The 16,528-nt window shown below is 69.7% G+C and carries 19 protein-coding genes and 5 tRNA genes; 18 read left to right on the top strand and 6 right to left on the bottom strand.

Annotation, left to right across the window (positions count from 1 at the left end; all coding sequences use genetic code 11):
* Nucleotides 1–575 precede the first annotated feature (575 nt).
* The 9 genes from OIE74_RS10365 to OIE74_RS10325 all read left to right on the top strand — a co-directional run bounded on the left by OIE74_RS10365 (nucleotide 576) and on the right by OIE74_RS10325 (nucleotide 4,674).
* Entirely contained in the window at nucleotides 576–752 is a 177-nt protein-coding gene (locus tag OIE74_RS10365; RefSeq protein WP_329381044.1) for a hypothetical protein, read from the top strand.
* 121 nt (nucleotides 753–873) lie between these two features.
* Nucleotides 874–1,674, top strand: coding sequence for a fumarylacetoacetate hydrolase family protein (locus OIE74_RS10360; RefSeq protein ID WP_329381042.1), 801 nt, complete (start codon nucleotides 874–876; stop codon nucleotides 1,672–1,674).
* Nucleotides 1,667–3,142 (top strand): glutamate--tRNA ligase, encoded by a 1,476-nt coding sequence (gltX, locus tag OIE74_RS10355; RefSeq protein ID WP_329381040.1) that lies wholly within the window; start codon nucleotides 1,667–1,669, stop codon nucleotides 3,140–3,142. Before OIE74_RS10360 ends, gltX begins: the two co-directional genes overlap by 8 nt.
* Nucleotides 3,143–3,368: 226 nt before the next feature.
* Complete coding sequence (locus OIE74_RS10350; RefSeq protein WP_329381038.1) at nucleotides 3,369–4,091, top strand: HAD family hydrolase; 723 nt, start codon at nucleotides 3,369–3,371, stop codon at nucleotides 4,089–4,091.
* Nucleotides 4,092–4,181: 90 nt separating this feature from the next.
* A tRNA-Gln gene (locus tag OIE74_RS10345) sits at nucleotides 4,182–4,253 on the top strand.
* A 19-nt stretch (nucleotides 4,254–4,272) separates the two neighbouring features.
* Nucleotides 4,273–4,345 (top strand) — tRNA-Glu (locus tag OIE74_RS10340).
* A 61-nt stretch (nucleotides 4,346–4,406) separates the two neighbouring features.
* Nucleotides 4,407–4,479 (top strand) — tRNA-Glu (locus tag OIE74_RS10335).
* 26 nt (nucleotides 4,480–4,505) lie between these two features.
* Nucleotides 4,506–4,577: transfer RNA gene (locus OIE74_RS10330), tRNA-Gln, on the top strand.
* Nucleotides 4,578–4,601: 24 nt separating this feature from the next.
* Nucleotides 4,602–4,674: transfer RNA gene (locus OIE74_RS10325), tRNA-Glu, on the top strand.
* Between the two features lie 89 nt (nucleotides 4,675–4,763).
* On the opposite strand, the gene OIE74_RS10320 is transcribed toward OIE74_RS10325, so the two are convergent.
* Nucleotides 4,764–5,429 carry a MerR family transcriptional regulator gene (locus tag OIE74_RS10320; RefSeq protein ID WP_329381035.1) on the bottom strand — a complete coding sequence of 222 codons (666 nt, stop codon included), beginning with the start codon at nucleotides 5,427–5,429 and terminating at the stop codon, nucleotides 4,764–4,766.
* A 145-nt stretch (nucleotides 5,430–5,574) separates the two neighbouring features.
* Between OIE74_RS10320 and OIE74_RS10315 the strand changes: the two genes are divergently transcribed.
* On the top strand, nucleotides 5,575–6,057 hold the full coding sequence (locus OIE74_RS10315; RefSeq protein ID WP_329381033.1) for a DUF4188 domain-containing protein: 483 nt from the start codon (nucleotides 5,575–5,577) through the stop codon (nucleotides 6,055–6,057).
* A 135-nt stretch (nucleotides 6,058–6,192) separates the two neighbouring features.
* Here OIE74_RS10315 and ndgR read toward each other — a convergent pair whose 3' ends face one another.
* Entirely contained in the window at nucleotides 6,193–6,909 is a 717-nt protein-coding gene (gene ndgR, locus OIE74_RS10310) for an IclR family transcriptional regulator NdgR (RefSeq protein ID WP_329381031.1), read from the bottom strand.
* 181 nt (nucleotides 6,910–7,090) lie between these two features.
* On the opposite strand from ndgR, the gene leuC reads away from it, so the two are divergent.
* The 4 genes from leuC to OIE74_RS10290 all read left to right on the top strand — a co-directional run bounded on the left by leuC (nucleotide 7,091) and on the right by OIE74_RS10290 (nucleotide 10,258).
* Nucleotides 7,091–8,515: a 3-isopropylmalate dehydratase large subunit gene (gene leuC, locus OIE74_RS10305; RefSeq protein ID WP_329381029.1), complete on the top strand. Its 1,425-nt coding sequence runs from the start codon at nucleotides 7,091–7,093 to the stop codon at nucleotides 8,513–8,515.
* Nucleotides 8,516–8,521: 6 nt separating this feature from the next.
* Entirely contained in the window at nucleotides 8,522–9,130 is a 609-nt protein-coding gene (gene leuD / locus OIE74_RS10300; RefSeq protein ID WP_329381027.1) for a 3-isopropylmalate dehydratase small subunit, read from the top strand.
* A 104-nt stretch (nucleotides 9,131–9,234) separates the two neighbouring features.
* Nucleotides 9,235–9,462, top strand: coding sequence for a hypothetical protein (locus OIE74_RS10295; protein WP_147878303.1), 228 nt, complete (start codon nucleotides 9,235–9,237; stop codon nucleotides 9,460–9,462).
* Between the two features lie 142 nt (nucleotides 9,463–9,604).
* A complete protein-coding gene (locus OIE74_RS10290) occupies nucleotides 9,605–10,258 on the top strand; it encodes an HU family DNA-binding protein (RefSeq protein WP_329381025.1) in 654 nt (217 codons plus the stop codon).
* Between the two features lie 100 nt (nucleotides 10,259–10,358).
* On the opposite strand, the gene OIE74_RS10285 is transcribed toward OIE74_RS10290, so the two are convergent.
* Together OIE74_RS10285 and cofC are read right to left on the bottom strand one after the other, a co-directional pair.
* Nucleotides 10,359–10,559: a hypothetical protein gene (locus OIE74_RS10285; RefSeq protein WP_329381023.1), complete on the bottom strand. Its 201-nt coding sequence runs from the start codon at nucleotides 10,557–10,559 to the stop codon at nucleotides 10,359–10,361.
* A gap of 17 nt (nucleotides 10,560–10,576) precedes the next feature.
* Complete coding sequence (gene cofC, locus OIE74_RS10280; protein ID WP_443076346.1) at nucleotides 10,577–11,356, bottom strand: 2-phospho-L-lactate guanylyltransferase; 780 nt, start codon at nucleotides 11,354–11,356, stop codon at nucleotides 10,577–10,579.
* A 187-nt stretch (nucleotides 11,357–11,543) separates the two neighbouring features.
* Between cofC and OIE74_RS10275 the strand changes: the two genes are divergently transcribed.
* From OIE74_RS10275 to OIE74_RS10265, 3 genes are read left to right on the top strand one after another with little or no spacing between them, the layout of a single operon-like run.
* Nucleotides 11,544–12,296 (top strand): lysophospholipid acyltransferase family protein, encoded by a 753-nt coding sequence (locus OIE74_RS10275; RefSeq protein WP_329381019.1) that lies wholly within the window; start codon nucleotides 11,544–11,546, stop codon nucleotides 12,294–12,296.
* The gene (locus OIE74_RS10270; protein WP_329381017.1) at nucleotides 12,293–13,294 is read left to right on the top strand and encodes an NAD(P)H-dependent glycerol-3-phosphate dehydrogenase; all 1,002 of its coding nucleotides are present in this window, start codon (nucleotides 12,293–12,295) and stop codon (nucleotides 13,292–13,294) included. Before OIE74_RS10275 ends, OIE74_RS10270 begins: the two co-directional genes overlap by 4 nt.
* A gap of 34 nt (nucleotides 13,295–13,328) precedes the next feature.
* Nucleotides 13,329–14,486, top strand: coding sequence for a D-alanine--D-alanine ligase family protein (locus OIE74_RS10265; protein ID WP_329381014.1), 1,158 nt, complete (start codon nucleotides 13,329–13,331; stop codon nucleotides 14,484–14,486).
* Between the two features lie 66 nt (nucleotides 14,487–14,552).
* On the opposite strand, the gene OIE74_RS10260 is transcribed toward OIE74_RS10265, so the two are convergent.
* Together OIE74_RS10260 and OIE74_RS10255 are read right to left on the bottom strand one after the other, a co-directional pair.
* Nucleotides 14,553–15,038, bottom strand: coding sequence for a DUF3515 domain-containing protein (locus OIE74_RS10260; RefSeq protein ID WP_329381012.1), 486 nt, complete (start codon nucleotides 15,036–15,038; stop codon nucleotides 14,553–14,555).
* Nucleotides 15,039–15,058: 20 nt separating this feature from the next.
* Complete coding sequence (locus OIE74_RS10255) at nucleotides 15,059–15,292, bottom strand: Lrp/AsnC family transcriptional regulator (protein WP_189105243.1); 234 nt, start codon at nucleotides 15,290–15,292, stop codon at nucleotides 15,059–15,061.
* Between the two features lie 263 nt (nucleotides 15,293–15,555).
* On the opposite strand from OIE74_RS10255, the gene OIE74_RS10250 reads away from it, so the two are divergent.
* Nucleotides 15,556–16,512 carry a thiamine-phosphate kinase gene (locus OIE74_RS10250; RefSeq protein ID WP_329381009.1) on the top strand — a complete coding sequence of 319 codons (957 nt, stop codon included), beginning with the start codon at nucleotides 15,556–15,558 and terminating at the stop codon, nucleotides 16,510–16,512.
* The last annotated feature ends 16 nt before the right edge of the window (nucleotides 16,513–16,528 follow it).

Below are 16,528 nucleotides of genomic sequence, written 5' to 3'. Positions count from 1 at the left end.
GTCGCAACCTCTGGACCAGGCGTCCCCCCGCAGAACGGCGGGACGGTGTCGGCGTCGTGGAGCGCAGAGTGCGCTCCAAGGTGGTCGTTGAGTGACCGGCGATGCTCCCCTTCCCCGCATGCCACTCGGCGCCGCGTCGCGCCCTTACGCGCCGTCCTGAAGAACCCGCGGCGGTGCGTGGAATTTCAGCACAGAGCAGGATCTCCAACAAGGGCCGTGTACCTGGCTGTGACCTGTGTGACGCGTTGTGAGTGACGCGTGACGATCGGTGGAAGGTGTTCGGGGAGGAAACGGACTTCCCGGAACGAGTCCCTTGTGGGTGCGGGGTGCCCCAGTCCTGATGATCAGGAGCGGAATGCCGGGTTCGGTAGCGCATTGTCCGTTTCCACCGGTCTCGACCACTGTCCCTGATGGGTGAATTGCCCGGCACGTCGTGAGCAAACTCACATGGAGATCGCTGCTGCCTCCGGGCTTTCGCGGGGAATCACGTGTTTAGCCTGACGCTTTACAGAGACGGCACATTCGACAACCGGCGCTCCTGAGCACCCGTACCCCGACAAGGTCTGAAGCAACCCATGAAGATGACGAAGATCTTCCGCAACACCGCCAACCCCCGCCGCACGACGCTGGCGAACCTCGACGAGGCCGGGGAACTCCTCCCGCCCGTCCAGCGGGAACACCCCGTCGACCTGCCGGTCCGCACGGCCAATCCGCAGCGTACGACGCTGATCGACGCCCCCGTCGCACAGTAGGGCACGCCGCCCGGCGGCCACGCACCGCGTCGGCCGCCGCCCCTCCCTGCGCCAGGCTCTAATCTGGGACGTCAGTCTCCAGTCAGCCAGCCAGCAGCAAAGTAAGGGGCGACAGCAACCCGTGCGCATCGCCAGATTCTCCATCGACGGCAATGTCGCCTTCGGCGCGGTCGAGGAGGACGGCACCGGCGGTACGGCCGCCGGCCTCGTCCTCGACATCATCAAGGGCATTCCGTACGCCGACTTCGAGCTCTCCGGCACCAAGGTCCCGCTGAGCAAGGTCAGGCTGCTCCCGCCCGTGCTGCCCAACAAGGTGGTGGCCGTGGGCCGCAACTACGCGGCGCACGCGGCGGAGCTGGGCAACGAGGTGCCCGAGGCGCCGATCACCTTCTTCAAGCCCACCACCTCGGTGATCGGCTCCGGTGACGCCGTCGAGTACCCGTCGTTCTCATCGGACGTCCAGTACGAGGCCGAACTGGCCGTCGTCATCGGCCGCATGTGCCGCGAGGTCCCGCGCGAGCGCGTCAAGGACGTGATCCTCGGGTTCACCTGCGCCAACGACATCACCGCCCGCGACACCCAGCGGCGTGAGAAGCAGTGGGCCCGCGCCAAGGGCTTCGACACCTCCTGCCCGCTCGGCCCCTGGGTGGAGACCTCCATCGGTCTGCCGGCGGTCGCCGACGGCCTCGCCGTCCAGTGCACCGTCAACGGCGAACAGCGCCAACTGGGCAGCACCCGCGACATGATCCGCTCCGTCGAGGACCTCGTCGTGCACATCACCGAGGCCATGACGCTGCTCCCGGGCGACGTCATCCTCACGGGCACCCCCGCGGGGGTCGGCCCGCTCAACGTCGGCGACGAGGTCGCCGTCACCATCGAAGGCATCGGCACTCTCACCAACAAGGTGATCAAGCGTGGCTAACGCGACCGTCCGCGTACGTTTCTGTCCCTCGCCGACCGGCAACCCCCACGTGGGCCTGGTCCGCACCGCCCTCTTCAACTGGGCGTTCGCCCGCCACCACGGCGGCACCCTGGTCCTGCGCATCGAGGACACCGACGCCGCGCGCGACTCCGAGGAGTCGTACGAGGCGCTGCTCGACTCGCTGCGCTGGCTCGGGCTCGACTGGGACGAGGGCCCCGAGGTGGGCGGCACGCACGCGCCGTACCGCCAGTCGCAGCGGATGGACATCTACCGCGACGTCGCCGGCAAGCTGCTCGCCGCTGGCCACGCGTACCACTGCTACTGCACCCCCGAGGAGCTGGAGGTCCGCCGTGACGCCGCGCGCGCTGCGGGCCGCCCGTCCGGGTACGACGGCCACTGCCGGGACCTGAGCGCCGAGCAGAAGGCGGCGTACGAGGCGGAGGGCCGCACCTCCATCGTCCGCTTCCGGATGCCCGACGAGCCGATCACCTTCACGGACCTGGTCCGCGGCGAGCTGACCTTCACGCCGGAGAACGTGCCCGACTACGGCATCGTCCGCGCCAACGGGGCGCCCCTCTACACCCTCGTCAACCCGGTCGACGACGCGCTGATGGAGATCACCCACGTCCTGCGCGGCGAGGACCTGCTCTCCTCCACACCTCGTCAGATCGCGCTCTACCAGGCGCTGATGGGGCTGGGCGTCGCCCACTTCGTGCCGCAGTTCGGCCACTTGCCGTATGTGATGGGCGAGGGCAACAAGAAGCTCTCCAAGCGCGACCCGCAGGCCTCGCTCAACCTCTACCGCGAGCGCGGATTCCTGCCCGACGGGCTGCTCAACTACCTGTCCCTGCTGGGCTGGTCGTTCTCCGCCGACCAGGACGTCTTCTCCCGCGAGGAGATGGTCGGCGCCTTCGAGATCACGGATGTCAACGCCAACCCGGCGCGTTTCGACCTGAAGAAGGCCGAGGCGATCAACGCGGACCACATCCGGCAGCTGGACGTGAAGACCTTCATGGAGGCCTGCGCCCCGTGGCTGCGGGCTCCGTACGCCAACTGGGCCCCGGAGGACTTCGACCAGGCGGCCTTCGAGGCGATCGCCCCGTACGCGCAGACGCGTGTGACGGTGCTGTCCGACATCACGGCCAACGTGGACTTCCTGTTCCTCGACGAGCCGGTCGAGGACGAGGCCTCCTGGACGAAGGCGATGAAGGGCGACCCGGCGGCGCTGCTCACGACGGCCCGCGCGAAGCTGGCGGACGCGGACTGGTCGAGCGCCGAGTCCCTGAAGAACGCGGTCCTCGCGGCCGGCGAGGAGCACGGCCTCAAGCTCGGCAAGGCCCAGGCCCCGGTCCGCGTCGCGGTCACCGGCCGCACGGTGGGCCTGCCGCTGTTCGAGTCCCTGGAGATCCTCGGCAAGGACCGCACCCTGCGCCGCATCGACGCGACGCTGACGAAGCTCACGCCGTAGCCCTCCGGGCACATGGCGAAGGGGTGGCGCCCGACGGGGAGCCACCCCTTCGCCGTGTCCTACGGCGCCAAGGCGTGTCTTTCGGATCTCGCCGGGCTCGCGGTCCCTGGCACGCACGCTCGCCGCGTTGTGGGGGCGACGGGACGGCCATGCCAGGGCCTGTCTCCCTCGGCGCACGCTGCCGCGGGGACATCGAACCCGTACGAGTGGCCGGTACCTTCGGGGTATGCCGATCCGCGCCGTCGTCTGGGACATCGACGACACACTCTTCGACTACACCACCGCCGACCGCGCCGGTATGCGGCTGCATCTCGCGGCCGAAGGGCTCGCCGACCGCTTCGGCACCGTCGACCGCGCCCTCGCGTACTGGCGCGAGATCACCGACATCCAGTGGCTGCGGTTCGCCGACGGCGAGACGACCTTCCAAGGACAGCGCCGCGACCGCGTCCGGCAGTTCCTCGGTACGGAGGCGCTCGGCGACAGCGACGCCGACGCCTGGTTCGACCGCTACGTCACGCACTACGAGTCCGCCTGGAAACTCTTCCCCGACGTCCTCGCCGCACTGGACACCCTGGCCCCCGACTACCGCCAGGCCGTCCTGTCCAATTCGAGCATCCACAACCAGGACCGCAAGCTCCGTGTCCTCGGCGTACGGGACTACTTCGAGGCCGTCCTGTGCGCCGCCGAGCTCGGCGTCTCCAAGCCCGACGCCGCCGCCTTCCACGCGGCCTGCGAGGCCCTGGAACTCGACCCCTCCGAGGTCGTCTACGTGGGGAACGAACCGGACATCGACGCCGGCGGCGCCACCGCCGCCGGACTGGCCGGAGTCTGGCTCGACCGGGGGCGGCTCGGCGGCCGTCCCGAGCTCGTGACGATCACTGATCTGGGCCGCCTTCCCGCTCTGCTGCGCGGTGATACTCGTTTTGGAGCGCCGTCCCACATCGGGTAATGTTCTTCCTGCGCCACCCCAGAGACCGCGAGGTCTGGCCGGAAGGCGCAAAACCCAAACAAAACCCCCATATCGGGGGTTGAGTTTTGGTGGGCTATGGTGTAATTGGCAGCACGACGGTTTCTGGTTCCGTTAGTCTAGGTTCGAGTCCTGGTAGCCCAGCGCAGAGTTCTTCTGCAATGCCCCCGTTGTGTAGCGGCCTAGCACGCCGCCCTCTCAAGGCGGTAGCGCCGGTTCGAATCCGGTCGGGGGTACAGATCCTTCTCTCCGATTTCTTCGGGTCGCACCCGGACATGTCGATGCAGGATCGCTAGGGCCCCCGTTGTGTAGCGGCCTAGCACGCCGCCCTCTCAAGGCGGTAGCGCCGGTTCGAATCCGGTCGGGGGTACGCAGAACGCAAGGCTGAACCACCCTTGGGCTATGGTGTAATTGGCAACACGACGGTTTCTGGTTCCGTTGTTCTAGGTTCGAGTCCTGGTAGCCCAGCTCAACTCAACGCTCCACCTGCTGGCCCCCGTTGTGTAGCGGCCTAGCACGCCGCCCTCTCAAGGCGGTAGCGCCGGTTCGAATCCGGTCGGGGGTACGTGACGAAAAGGCCCTCCGCAATCGCGGAGGGCCTTCTCTCTGTCCCCACCCCTGCCCCCGTTCCCGGGGCCGTTCGTTCGGGCGCCCTCAACTCCCGCGACTGTATCGCCGGTTGGACTCCTCGGCTTCCGCCAGCCGGCGCAGGCTGAGCAGCACCGGCTCGTACAGCACCGTGAGCGCCACCGCCGCCTCCACCTGCTCGTACGGGTCCCCGTACCGCTCCACCATGTCGATGTCGGTGACGCCGAGTTGGTCCGCCAGCCGCCCGTACGGCAGCAGGTCCACCAGCTCGCACGGATAGCCGGTCCTGGCCAGTCCGGCGATCGCGCCCACCAGGACGCGGTACGCGGCCTCCGCGGCGCCCGACGCCAGCGCGAACGTCCAGCCCAGCTCCTCGAACAGCTCGTCCGCCCGGCGCCGGGCGGCCTCCGTCTCCTCGTCCAGTTCACCGGACTCGAAGGCGGCGTCCAGCGCCCCGTCGTTGGGCAGCGCCCTGATCGCGGAGCCCAGACGCGCGTGGTGGTCGATGGACTCGTCCTCGATGGCGCCGAGGACCTCGCGCGCGGTCGCGACCGGCATCCGGCCCACCTGGATCAGCGCGCGGACGAGACGCAGCCGGCGCAGATGCTCCTCGCCGTACGTGGACTGTGTGGCGGTGACCCGGTGGCCCGGTCTGAGCAGCCCCTCCCGCAGGTAGTACTTGATCGTGGCGGTCGGGACCCCACTGCGCTCGCTCAGCTCCGCCATGCGCATACCGCTTGCACCTTCCCTTGGAGAGTGCCACTATCTAAACATGGATAGTGGCACTCTCCAACGAGGGTGCCGCCCGTACGTCGCCGTCGCGCGGCCGTAATCAGCCGGAACGAACCGGAAGCAACCGGAACCAAGGGGGATCGTCATGCGTACAGAACTGATCGACGGCCGGATGACCGCGGACGCGAAGGGCGACGTCGTCGTCTTCCTCATCGGGATGCGCGTCAACAACTTCCGTGCCCTGCGCAGCTGGTGGCCGGTGTTCACGGCCATGCCGAGGATGCTCAAGGAGCTGTCACGGGACAAGGACAGCGGGATGATCGGCCTCCAGACGCTGATGGGTTTCCCGCGGGTGCTGTACGTCGTCCAGTACTGGGACTCGAAGGAGAAGCTGCTCGCCTACGCCTCCGCGCCGGACAGGCAGCACCGCCCCGCCTGGGCGGAGTTCAACCGGCGGCTGCGCGCCGGCAAGGGCAAGGTGGGCTTCTGGCACGAGACGTACGTCGTCCCGGCGGGCTCGTACGAGAGCGTCTACATCAACATGCCGGCGTTCGGCCTCGGCGCGGCCACGGAGGTCGTCCCGGTGGGCCGTCGCGGCGAACGGGCGGCCGACCGGCTCGGTGGGTGAGTGCCGGCGTCGTGAACTCTCCAGCTCCGTCAACTCCCCGAACACGGGGCCGGAGTTGGGGAGTTCCGCGGTGCGGTGAACCGCCGGCGGGCGCGGAGCCCGGCATGGCCCCGGCGAGCCGCCCCGCGCGGTCGATCAGCCGGTACGCCGCAGCGCCTCCGACAGCCGCCCCGCCGCGTCGATGATCGCCTGCGCGTGCATCCGGCCCGGGTGCCGGCTCAGCCGCTCGATCGGCCCGGACACCGAGACCGCGGCGACGACCCGGTTGGAAGGACCGCGCACCGGCGCCGAGACCGAGGCGACGCCCGGTTCGCGCTCACCGATCGACTGGGCCCAGCCCCGCCGCCGTACCCCGGAGAGCGCCGTAGCCGTGAATCGCGCCCCCTGAAGCCCGCGGTGCAGCCGCTCCGGCTCCTCCCAGGCCATCAGGATCTGCGCGGACGAGCCGGCCTTCATGGTGAGCGTGGAGCCGACGGGCACCGTGTCCCGCAGTCCGGACAGCCGCTCGGCAGCGGCCACGCAGATCCGCATGTCGCCCTGGCGCCGGTAGAGCTGCGCGCTCTCCCCGGTCACGTCCCGCAGATGTGTGAGCACCGGCCCGGCCGTCGCCAGCAGGCGGTCCTCCCCGGCCGCCGCCGCCAGCTCGGCGAGGCGCGGGCCCAGGATGAACCGGCCCTGCATGTCCCTCGCCACCATCCGGTGGTGTTCCAGGGCCACGGCCAGCCGGTGGGCCGTGGGCCGTGCGAGCCCGGTCGCAGCGACCAGCCCTGCGAGGGTGGCCGGACCGGACTCCAGAGCGCTCAGTACCAGAGCCGCCTTGTCGAGAACGCCGACGCCGCTAGAGTTGTCCATGCAACGATACTCACGTCTCACTCTGTGAAACGCAAGTTCAATTTTCCGGGGAACTTGCCAACCTGTACGCATGGGCCCGCACACGAACCGGGCCCGCAGCCGACGCGGGCACGGGGGACACCGGCGTGGGCCCCACATATCTCCAGGACTGCCGGCGGCGCTGCCGGCCGAAGGGAAAGCGATGGGTAGGACACTCGCGGAGAAGGTCTGGGACGACCATGTCGTCCGGCGCGCCGAGGGCGAGCCCGACCTTCTCTTCATCGATCTGCACCTGCTGCACGAGGTCACGAGCCCGCAGGCGTTCGACGGCCTGCGCCAGAACGGCCGGCAGGTGCGGCGGCTCGACCTCACCATCGCGACCGAGGACCACAACACCCCGACGATCGACATCGACAAGCCGATCGCCGACCCCGTCTCCCGCGTCCAGCTGGAGACGCTGCGCAAGAACTGCGCCGACTTCGGGGTCCGGCTGCACCCGCTGGGCGACGTCGAGCAGGGTGTCGTCCACGTCGTGGGCCCCCAGCTGGGACTGACCCAGCCCGGCACCACCGTCGTGTGCGGCGACAGCCACACCTCCACCCACGGCGCCTTCGGCGCGCTCGCCTTCGGCATCGGCACCAGCCAGGTCGAGCACGTCCTGGCCACCCAGACGCTGCCGCTGGCCCGCCCCCGCACCATGGCCATCACCGTCGAGGGCGAACTGCCCGCCGACGTCACGGCCAAGGACCTGATCCTCGCCGTCATCGCCCGCATCGGCACCGGCGGCGGCCAGGGTTACATCCTCGAATACCGCGGCTCCGCCATCGAGAAGCTCTCGATGGAAGCCCGCATGACCATCTGCAACATGTCGATCGAGGCCGGCGCCAGGGCGGGCATGATCGCCCCCGACCAGACCACCTTCGACTACCTCCGGGGCCGCGACCACGCCCCCGACGGGGCCGACTGGGACGCCGCCGTCGAGTACTGGCGGACGCTGCGCACCGACGACGACGCCGTCTTCGACGCCGAGGTCTTCATCGACGCCACCGAACTGGCCCCGTTCGTCACCTGGGGCACCAACCCCGGCCAGGGCGCGCCGCTGTCGACGCGGGTCCCCGACCCCGCTTCGTACGAGGACGCCTCGGAGCGGCTCGCCGCCGAAAAGGCCCTGGAATACATGGGGTTGACCGCAGGCCAGGCGCTGCGGGACATCGCGGTGGACACCGTCTTCGTAGGTTCCTGCACCAACGGCCGTATCGAGGACCTGCGCTCGGCGGCCTCGATCCTGGACGGCCGCAAAGTCGCCGACGGCGTACGGATGCTGGTGGTCCCCGGCTCCGTACGGGTCGCGCTCCAGGCCGTGTCCGAGGGCCTGGACAAGGTCTTCACGGGCGCCGGCGCCGAGTGGCGGCACGCGGGCTGTTCGATGTGTCTGGGCATGAACCCCGACCAACTCGCGCCCGGCGAGCGCTCCGCGTCGACCTCGAACCGCAACTTCGAGGGCAGGCAGGGCAAGGGCGGCCGGACCCATCTCGTCTCGCCCCAGGTCGCCGCGGCGACCGCCGTCCTGGGCCATCTCGCCTCGCCCGCCGACCTGTCCGACACCCGCACCCCTGTGGAGGCCTGAGCGGTCATGGAAGCTTTCACCACACACACCGGCCGGGCCGTCCCGCTGCGCCGCGGCAACGTCGACACCGACCAGATCATCCCGGCGCACTGGCTGAAGAAGGTCACGCGTGACGGCTTCGAGGACGGGCTCTTCGAGGCCTGGCGCAAGGACCCGGCCTTCGTTCTCAACCAGCCCGAGCGGCAGGGCGCCTCGGTGCTGGTCGCCGGACCCGACTTCGGCACCGGCTCCTCACGCGAACACGCCGTGTGGGCGCTGCAGAACTTCGGTTTCCGTGCCGTCATCTCCTCCCGGTTCGCCGACATCTTCCGCGGCAACTCCCTCAAGAACGGTCTGCTGACAGTCGTTCTGGAGCAGCGCGTCGTCGACCACCTCTGGGAACTGACCGACGCGCACCCCACCGCGACGGTGACGGTGGACCTCGAAGCGCGTCAGGTACGCGCCCAGGGCCCCGACGGGGCCACGGTGACCGCCGATTTCGAGCTGGACGAGAATGCCCGCTGGCGCCTGCTGAACGGTCTCGACGACATCGGTCTCACCCTGAAGAACGAAGCGGACATCGCTTCGTACGAGGCCTCCCGGCCGTCCTTCAAGCCCCGCACAATTGCCGTCTGATCAGCGCTTTTACCCATCTGCGCCCCCTGCCTCCAGGTAGGGGGCGCAGTGCCTTGTTGAGACCCCGTCGGGCGACAACTCGCCCCAGATGGCACAATCGGTGCATGGAACGCGACAGCCAACTCGAGCTTTACGGAGTGGTCGCGGACCGGCTCAAGGAAGCGCACACAAGAGTGCGCGCACTGCAAGTCCCGGAGGGCGTACGGATGGCGCTGACCCGGAAGCTGCTGGTCATCACGGCCGCGGCCAAACACGATCTCTTAGACGCGGCACGTCGTCTGGACCGTTTGATGAAGGACCTCGACGAGGGTCGATTCCCGCAAGGCGACTGAAGCCGCGGAACTCCGCGGGGTCGACTTCGTTGCGGCACTAGGGTGATTAGCCCGTTTCGTGTTTGATTTGCGGTATATATCTGCCTAACGTGCGGAAAAGCTTGAACACTTTCGTTCTGGCAATGTCTCCGAAGGGGAAGACGTGAACAAGGCGCAGCTCGTAGAAGCAATTGCGGACAAGGTCGGCGGTCGTCAGCAGGCGGCCGACGCGGTCGACGCGGTACTGGACGCTGTTGTCCGCGCCGTCGTCGCGGGTGAGCGGGTCTCCGTCACCGGCTTCGGTTCGTTCGAGAAGGTCGACCGCCCGGCCCGTTACGCGCGTAACCCGCAGACGGGCGAGCGGGTCCGGGTCAAGAAGACGTCGGTGCCGCGTTTCCGTGCGGGACAGGGTTTCAAGGACCTGGTGAGCGGCTCGAAGAAGCTTCCCAAGAACGACGTGGCCGTCAAGAAGGCTCCCAAGGGCAGCCTCTCGGGCGGTGCTTCCACTCGTACGACCGCCAAGGCCGCGGCCAAGAAGGCCACCGCAAAGAAGGCGACGGCGAAGAAGGCAACGGCCAGGAAGACCGCGGTCGCGGGCACCGCCAAGAGGGCGGCCAAGAAGACCTCGGCCGCCAAGAAGACGGCGACGAAGAAGACCACGGCGGCCAAGAAGTCGGCCGCGAAGAAGTCCACCGCCAAGAAGGCCACCGCGAAGAAGACCGCGCCGGCCAAGAAGGCGACCGCCAAGAAGGCGCCTGCCCGAAAGGTGGCCTCTCGCACCACCACCGCCAAGAAGACCACCGCGAGGAACAAGTAAGCGGCACAAGGTCGTAGGGCCACTCACGCGCCGGGCCGGGCTCCCCTCGGGGAGCCCGGCCCGCGGCGTTGTGACGGCCCTCAGCAGCCCTCAGCGGCCCTCAGAACGTCTGGAGCGTCACCAGGGTGATGTTGCCGCTGTTCCCGCCCTCGCGTTCGATACGGACCCGCTGGCCCGGCCGCAGCAGCCGCAGGCCGCCCGCGTCGAACGCGGCGGCGTCGAATTCCACCGGCGTCCCGTCGTCGAGCAGCACACTGCCGCTGCGGGTCTCGGATTCGAAGGTGTACGCGGTCGCCTGCATGCCCGCCAGCGTATCGGTCAGCACCCCGGCCGCGCCCCGGAGACGGGGTCGCGGACCGGACCGTGGACGCCGCGGGACGCGTCCCGCACCGCGCCGTCCGGGGCGCCGTCCGACGCCGGGGCGCGGGCCGCCTGATGCCGCGCCGTGTACGGGCCGAGCCCCAGAGCGGCGGCGGCCAGCAGATCCTCTCCGGTATCGACGTCCCGCCGTACGGAATCCACACCGCCGAGGACAATTTCCACCGCGCCCGTGGACAAATGCCGGTGCCGCGAAGCCCCGCCGAATGCCGGATTCAATTCCGAGCCGCCGCGAGCGGCCAGCAAAGTCGTACCGATTTCGGCGGCGTCCGCGAGAAATGCGCGCGGAAAATCCCCGGCGGCGGTGAGCACCCGCGCCAGCTCGGCCGGCCGCAGCGCCGGCAGATCGGCGTTGAGAGCAGCGACGGCCGCCCGCGGCCTGTCCGCCCTGACCGCCCGCGCGCCGTACGCCAACGCCGCGTTGAGCCCGGCCGCCGGACTGTCGGGGACGGCGCGTGCGCCCAGCGCGGTCAGTTCGGCCGCGGCCAGCGGATCGTCGGTCACAACCACCACGTCGCGTACGACCGGGCAGGCCAGCGCCGCGGCGACGGTGTCCTGGGCGAACGCCAGCGCCAACTGGGGCCGTAGCAGCTCGCCCGTCGACACGGCGAGCCTGCTCTTGGCCACCACGAGCGGCTTGAGCGGGACCACCAGGGACCAGGCGGCCGTCGGGTCGGTGTTCGTGGCGAGCTCTCCGTCCTTACGCGTTCGGCCCTCTATTGTGGCCCGATCGCGCCGCACGGCGCGGTGGAGGGCCCACCGTGCCGCCGAAATAGGGAACGGAGCCCGCAGATCCGGTCCGCGGACCGGGGCGTACGGTGTCCACGACAGGGCAGAGGCCCGGGGCGGCACCCCGCCCCCGGCAGCCAGGCCCGGCCCAAGCCAGGCCACAGAGAAAGGTGTCCGAGTGTCCCGCCCCAGAATCGGCTTCTGGTACCGCCTGGCAGCGGTCATCGCGAAACCGCCGTTGGTCGTTCTGTTCAAGCGGGACTGGCGGGGGATGGAACACATTCCGGCCCACGGTGGATTCATCACCGTGGTGAACCACAACTCGGCTCTGGATCCCCTCTCCTACGGACACTTCCAGTACAACAGCGGCCGGGTGCCGCGACTGCTCGCCAAGGCGGCGCTCTTCGACCTGCCTTTCGTCGGCATGATGCTCCGCGGCACCGGACAGATTCCCGTCTATCGCGAGAGCTCCAACGCCCTGGACGCGTTCCGGGCCGCCGTGAACGCCATCGAACGCGGGGAATGCGTCGCCTTCTACCCCGAAGGCACCCTCACCCGCGACCCGGACATGTGGCCGATGACCGGCAAGACCGGTGCGGCACGCGTCGCCCTCCTTACGAAGGCGCCGGTCATTCCCGTCGCGCAGTGGGGAGCCAATCTGGTGGTCCCGCCGTACGCCAAGGTGGAGAAGTCCCGCTTCCTTTCGCGTCCGACGCTGCGCGTGAAGGCGGGCCCGGCGATCGACCTCTCCCGTTTCTATGGGATGGACCCGACACCCGAAATCCTCCGCGAGGTCACCGAGGTCATCATGGCGGCCATCACCGAACTGCTCGCCGAGGTACGCGGCGAGCCGGTGCCGGCCGCACCGTACGACCACCGCAAGGTTCTGGAAGAGAAGCGGCGCAAGGCCGCGGAAGAGGGGTTGCAGTGACGCGCGTCGCGGTCTTCGGGACGGGATCGTGGGGAACGGCGTTCGCCATGATTCTCGCCGACGCGGGATGCGAGGTGACGCTCTGGGCCCGCCGCCCCGAGGTCGCCGACGCTGTCAACAGCACCCGCACCAACCCGGAGTATCTGCCGGGAGCCGAACTGCCCTCCTCGGTACGGGCGACCACCGACCCGGCGGAGGCCGCCAGGGACGCCGAGTTCACCGTCATCACCATCCCCTCGCAGACGCTGCGCGCCAATCTCGCCGCCTGGTCGTCCGCGCTGCCCCGGGACACCGTTCTCGTCTCCCTGATGAAGGGGGTCGAACTGGGCACCGCGAAGCGCATGAGCGAGGTGATCGGCGAGGTCGCCCAGGCGCCCGCCGACCGGGTCGCCGTCCTCACCGGCCCCAACCTCGCCGGGGAGATCGCCGCCAGGCAGCCGGCCGCCGCCGTCGTGGCGTGCACCGACGAGGCCGTCGCCACCCGGCTCCAGACGGCCTGCCACACGCCGTACTTCCGTCCGTACACCAACACCGACGTGGTCGGCTGTGAACTCGGCGGGGCGGTCAAGAACGTCATCGGGCTCGCCGTCGGCATCGCCGACGGCATGGGACTCGGCGACAACACGAAGGCGTCACTGATGACGCGCGGTCTCGCCGAGACCACTCGCCTGGGGCTGGCGATGGGCGCCGACCCGCACACCTTCTCCGGACTCGCCGGAATGGGCGATCTGATCGCGACGTGTTCCTCGCCCCTCTCCCGGAACCACACCTTCGGTACCAACCTCGGGCGCGGCATGACGCTGGAGGAGACGATCGCGGCGAGCACGCAGACCGCGGAAGGCGTCAAGTCCTGCCAGTCGGTGCTCGATCTGGCCCGGCGGCACGATGTCGACATGCCGATCACGGAAACGGTCGTGAGCATCGTCCACGAAGGGAAGCCCCCGCTCGTCGCGGTGAAGGAGCTGATGGCGCGCAGCGCCAAGCCCGAACGCCGCTGACGCGGCGCCGGTCAGCGGGTAACCTCATCGCGATATGAGCAGCGAGAACCTCCCCCAGAGCCCTGAGCAGCAGCTCCGCAAGCCGCGTGTGGCGGTCGTCTTCGGCGGCCGGAGCTCCGAGCACGCCATCTCGGTGGTCACCGCCGGCGCCGTACTGCGGTCCATCGACCGTACGAAGTACGACGTGCTCCCCATCGGCATCACCACCGACGGACGCTGGGCGCTCACCGCCGACGAACCCGACCGCATGGGCATCGCCGACCGCCGGCTGCCGAGCGTCGAGGAACTGGCCGAGTCCACGGAGGGCGGCGTCGTCCTCTCCGTCGACCCGGGCAACCGCGAGGTCGTCTACAGCGAGCAGGGCTCCGTGCCGAAGGCACTGGGCGAGGTCGACGTGGTCTTCCCGGTGCTGCACGGCCCGTACGGCGAGGACGGCACCCTCCAGGGGCTGTTGGAGCTCTCCGGCGTCCCGTACGTCGGCGCGGGCGTTCTGGCGTCCGCCGTCGGCCAGGACAAGGAGTACATGAAGCGGGTGTTCCTCTCGTACGGGCTGCCCGTCGGGCCGTACGAGGTGATCCGCCCGCGCGACTGGCAGCGCGATCCGTCCGGCGCCCGGAAGAGGATCGTGGACTTCGCCGCCGAGCACGGCTGGCCGGTCTTCGTGAAGCCCGCGCGCGCCGGTTCGTCCATGGGCATCACCAAGGTCGACGCCCTCGAAGGCCTGGAGGACGCGATCGAGGAGGCGCAGCGCCACGACCCGAAGATCCTGGTCGAGTCGCTGCTGCGGGGCCGGGAGATCGAGTGCGGGGTGCTGGAGTTCGAGGACGGCCCGCGCGCGAGCGTGCCCGCCGAGATCCCGCCCGTCACGTCGCACGAGTTCTACGACTTCGAGGCCAAGTACATCGACGCCGCCGCAGGCCTGGTGCCCGCGCCTCTTACGGAGGAGCAGACGGCGGAGGTCCAGCGGCTCGCCGTCGAGGCGTACGACGCCGTGTCCTGCGAGGGACTCGTCCGCGCGGACTTCTTCCTTACGGAGGACGGCGGTTTCGTCATCAACGAGATCAACACGATGCCGGGCTTCACGCCGATCTCGATGTACCCGCGGATGTGGCAGGAGAGCGGCGTCGGCTACGCGGAGCTGATCGACCGGCTGATCCAGGCGGCGCTGCGCCGTCCGACCGGACTGCGCTGAGGCTCCGGTCCTCCGGCCCCGCGCGGAATCGTTTCCCCAGGGCCCGTACGTCCCGTGCGGGACCGGCTAGAGGCTCGGCGGGACCGTGTCGGCGACCGGTCCCGCGAAGTCCGAGAGCGGACCGGCGTCGTGCAGGTACTGCTCGCCGAGGGTGACCTCGACGTACGTCTTGCGGTACGTGGTGGTGAACCGGGGCCCCGAATCCCGTTCCTCCAGCATCCAGTTGACGCCGTCCACGTCCACCCCCTTCGCCTGGGGGTCGCTCATCCGCTCGGGCCGGGGGACGCCGCAGCGCAGTACGATCGCGGCGTCTCCCCACCCGGCGGTCAGCGCGGAATCCGGCTCCGGATCATTCCGGTCGTGCCCGTCGACGCTCTTCGGCAGCTCCTTGTCCAGTGCGCGGCAGAAAGCCGCCTCCTCCGCCGGAGGACCGGGAACCGGGACGGATGCCGGGGCGTCCGTGGAGGAGCAGCCGACTGTCACGGCGAGCACGAGGACGGCGGGCAGGCGGGCGAATCGGGGGCCGGATAGCCTGCGCAGCGGAAGGGTCACCGGCCAAGCGTAGACGGGGGCTACAGGTGCACGACCGGGCAGGTCAGGGTGCGGGTGATCCCGTCCACTTGCTGGACTTTGGCGACCACCATGCGACCGAGGTCGTCCACGGTGTCGGACTGGGCACGCACGATCACGTCGTAGGGACCGGTGACGTCCTCGGCATGTATCACTCCAGGGATCTTCGCGATGGTCTCGGCGACGACCGTCGCCTTGCCCACCTCGGTCTGAATAAGGATGTACGCCTGTACCACGGAACCTCCAGGGCGGCCACGAGGATCTTGTGGGAAGAAGGGACGCCACGGTATCGCGTCACCCAGTGCCGCGGGGAGACCTGCGCGTACGGCGGCACCGGCGGCGTGACGCACGGAGCGGTGAAGTTGACGTACGGGCCGAACGGACCGAGAGCGACGGCGGTCCACGACCGCGGGCACCGGGCCGACGCAGGGGGCCGGAACCCCGGCCGGACAACCAGGCCGGCCGGAGTTGCCGGCCGCACGACGAGAGGTGGGACTCGGTGAAGGGCACCGTGGGCGAGTTGGGGGAGTTCGGACTCATCAGGGAGCTCACTTCCCGGCTCACCACCACCCCGGCGGTCCGGCTCGGGCCGGGCGACGACGCCGCGGTGGTGGCCGCACCCGACCGCAGGGTCGTGGCGAGTACGGACCTCCTCCTTGAAGGGCGGCACTTCCGCCGCGACTGGTCGACCGCGTACGACGTGGGAAGGAAGGCCGCCGCGCAGAATCTCGCCGACATCGCGGCGATGGGGGCGGTCCCGACGGCGCTGCTGCTCGGCCTCGTCGTCCCGGCCGAACTCCCCGTCACCTGGCCCACGGAGCTGATGGACGGCATCCGCGACGAGTGCCAGGTCGCGGGCGCGGCGGTGGTCGGCGGCGACGTCGTACGGGGCGAGACGATCACCCTCGCGATTACCGCGCTCGGCGATCTTCGCAACCACGATCCGGTGACCAGGTCGGGCGCGCAGCCGGGCGATGTCGTCGCGTACACCGGGTGGTTGGGCTGGTCCGCCGCCGGGCACGCGGTGCTGTCGCGGGGATTCAGGTCACCGCGTGCCTTTGTCGAGGCGCACCGGCGGCCCGAACCGCCGTACCACGCGGGGCCGGCGGCGGCGGGACTCGGCGCCACGGCGATGACGGACGTGAGCGACGGCCTCGTCGCCGACCTCGGGCACATCGCCGAGGCCAGCAAGGTCCGTATCGATCTGCGGTCGGGGCTCATCGACATCCCGTCGCAGATGAACGACATCGGGCAGGCGGTGGGCGTGGATCCGCTGCAGTGGGTGCTGACGGGGGGAGAGGACCACGCGATCGTGGCGACGTTCCCCTCGGACGCCAAACTCCCCGCCAGGTGGAAGGTGATCGGCGAGGTCCTCAACCCGTCGGCGCTGCCGCAGGTGACGGTCGACGGGGCGCCGTGGACGAGCAAGGGCGGCTGGGACCACTTCGGGGACTAGGTGCCTAGGGCGTGTT

It is taken from the genome of Streptomyces sp. NBC_01716, from assembly GCF_036248275.1.
Lineage (GTDB): Bacteria > Actinomycetota > Actinomycetes > Streptomycetales > Streptomycetaceae > Streptomyces.
Note: the sequence above shows the minus strand (reverse complement) of the source record. Positions and strands in the feature narration are given on the sequence as shown.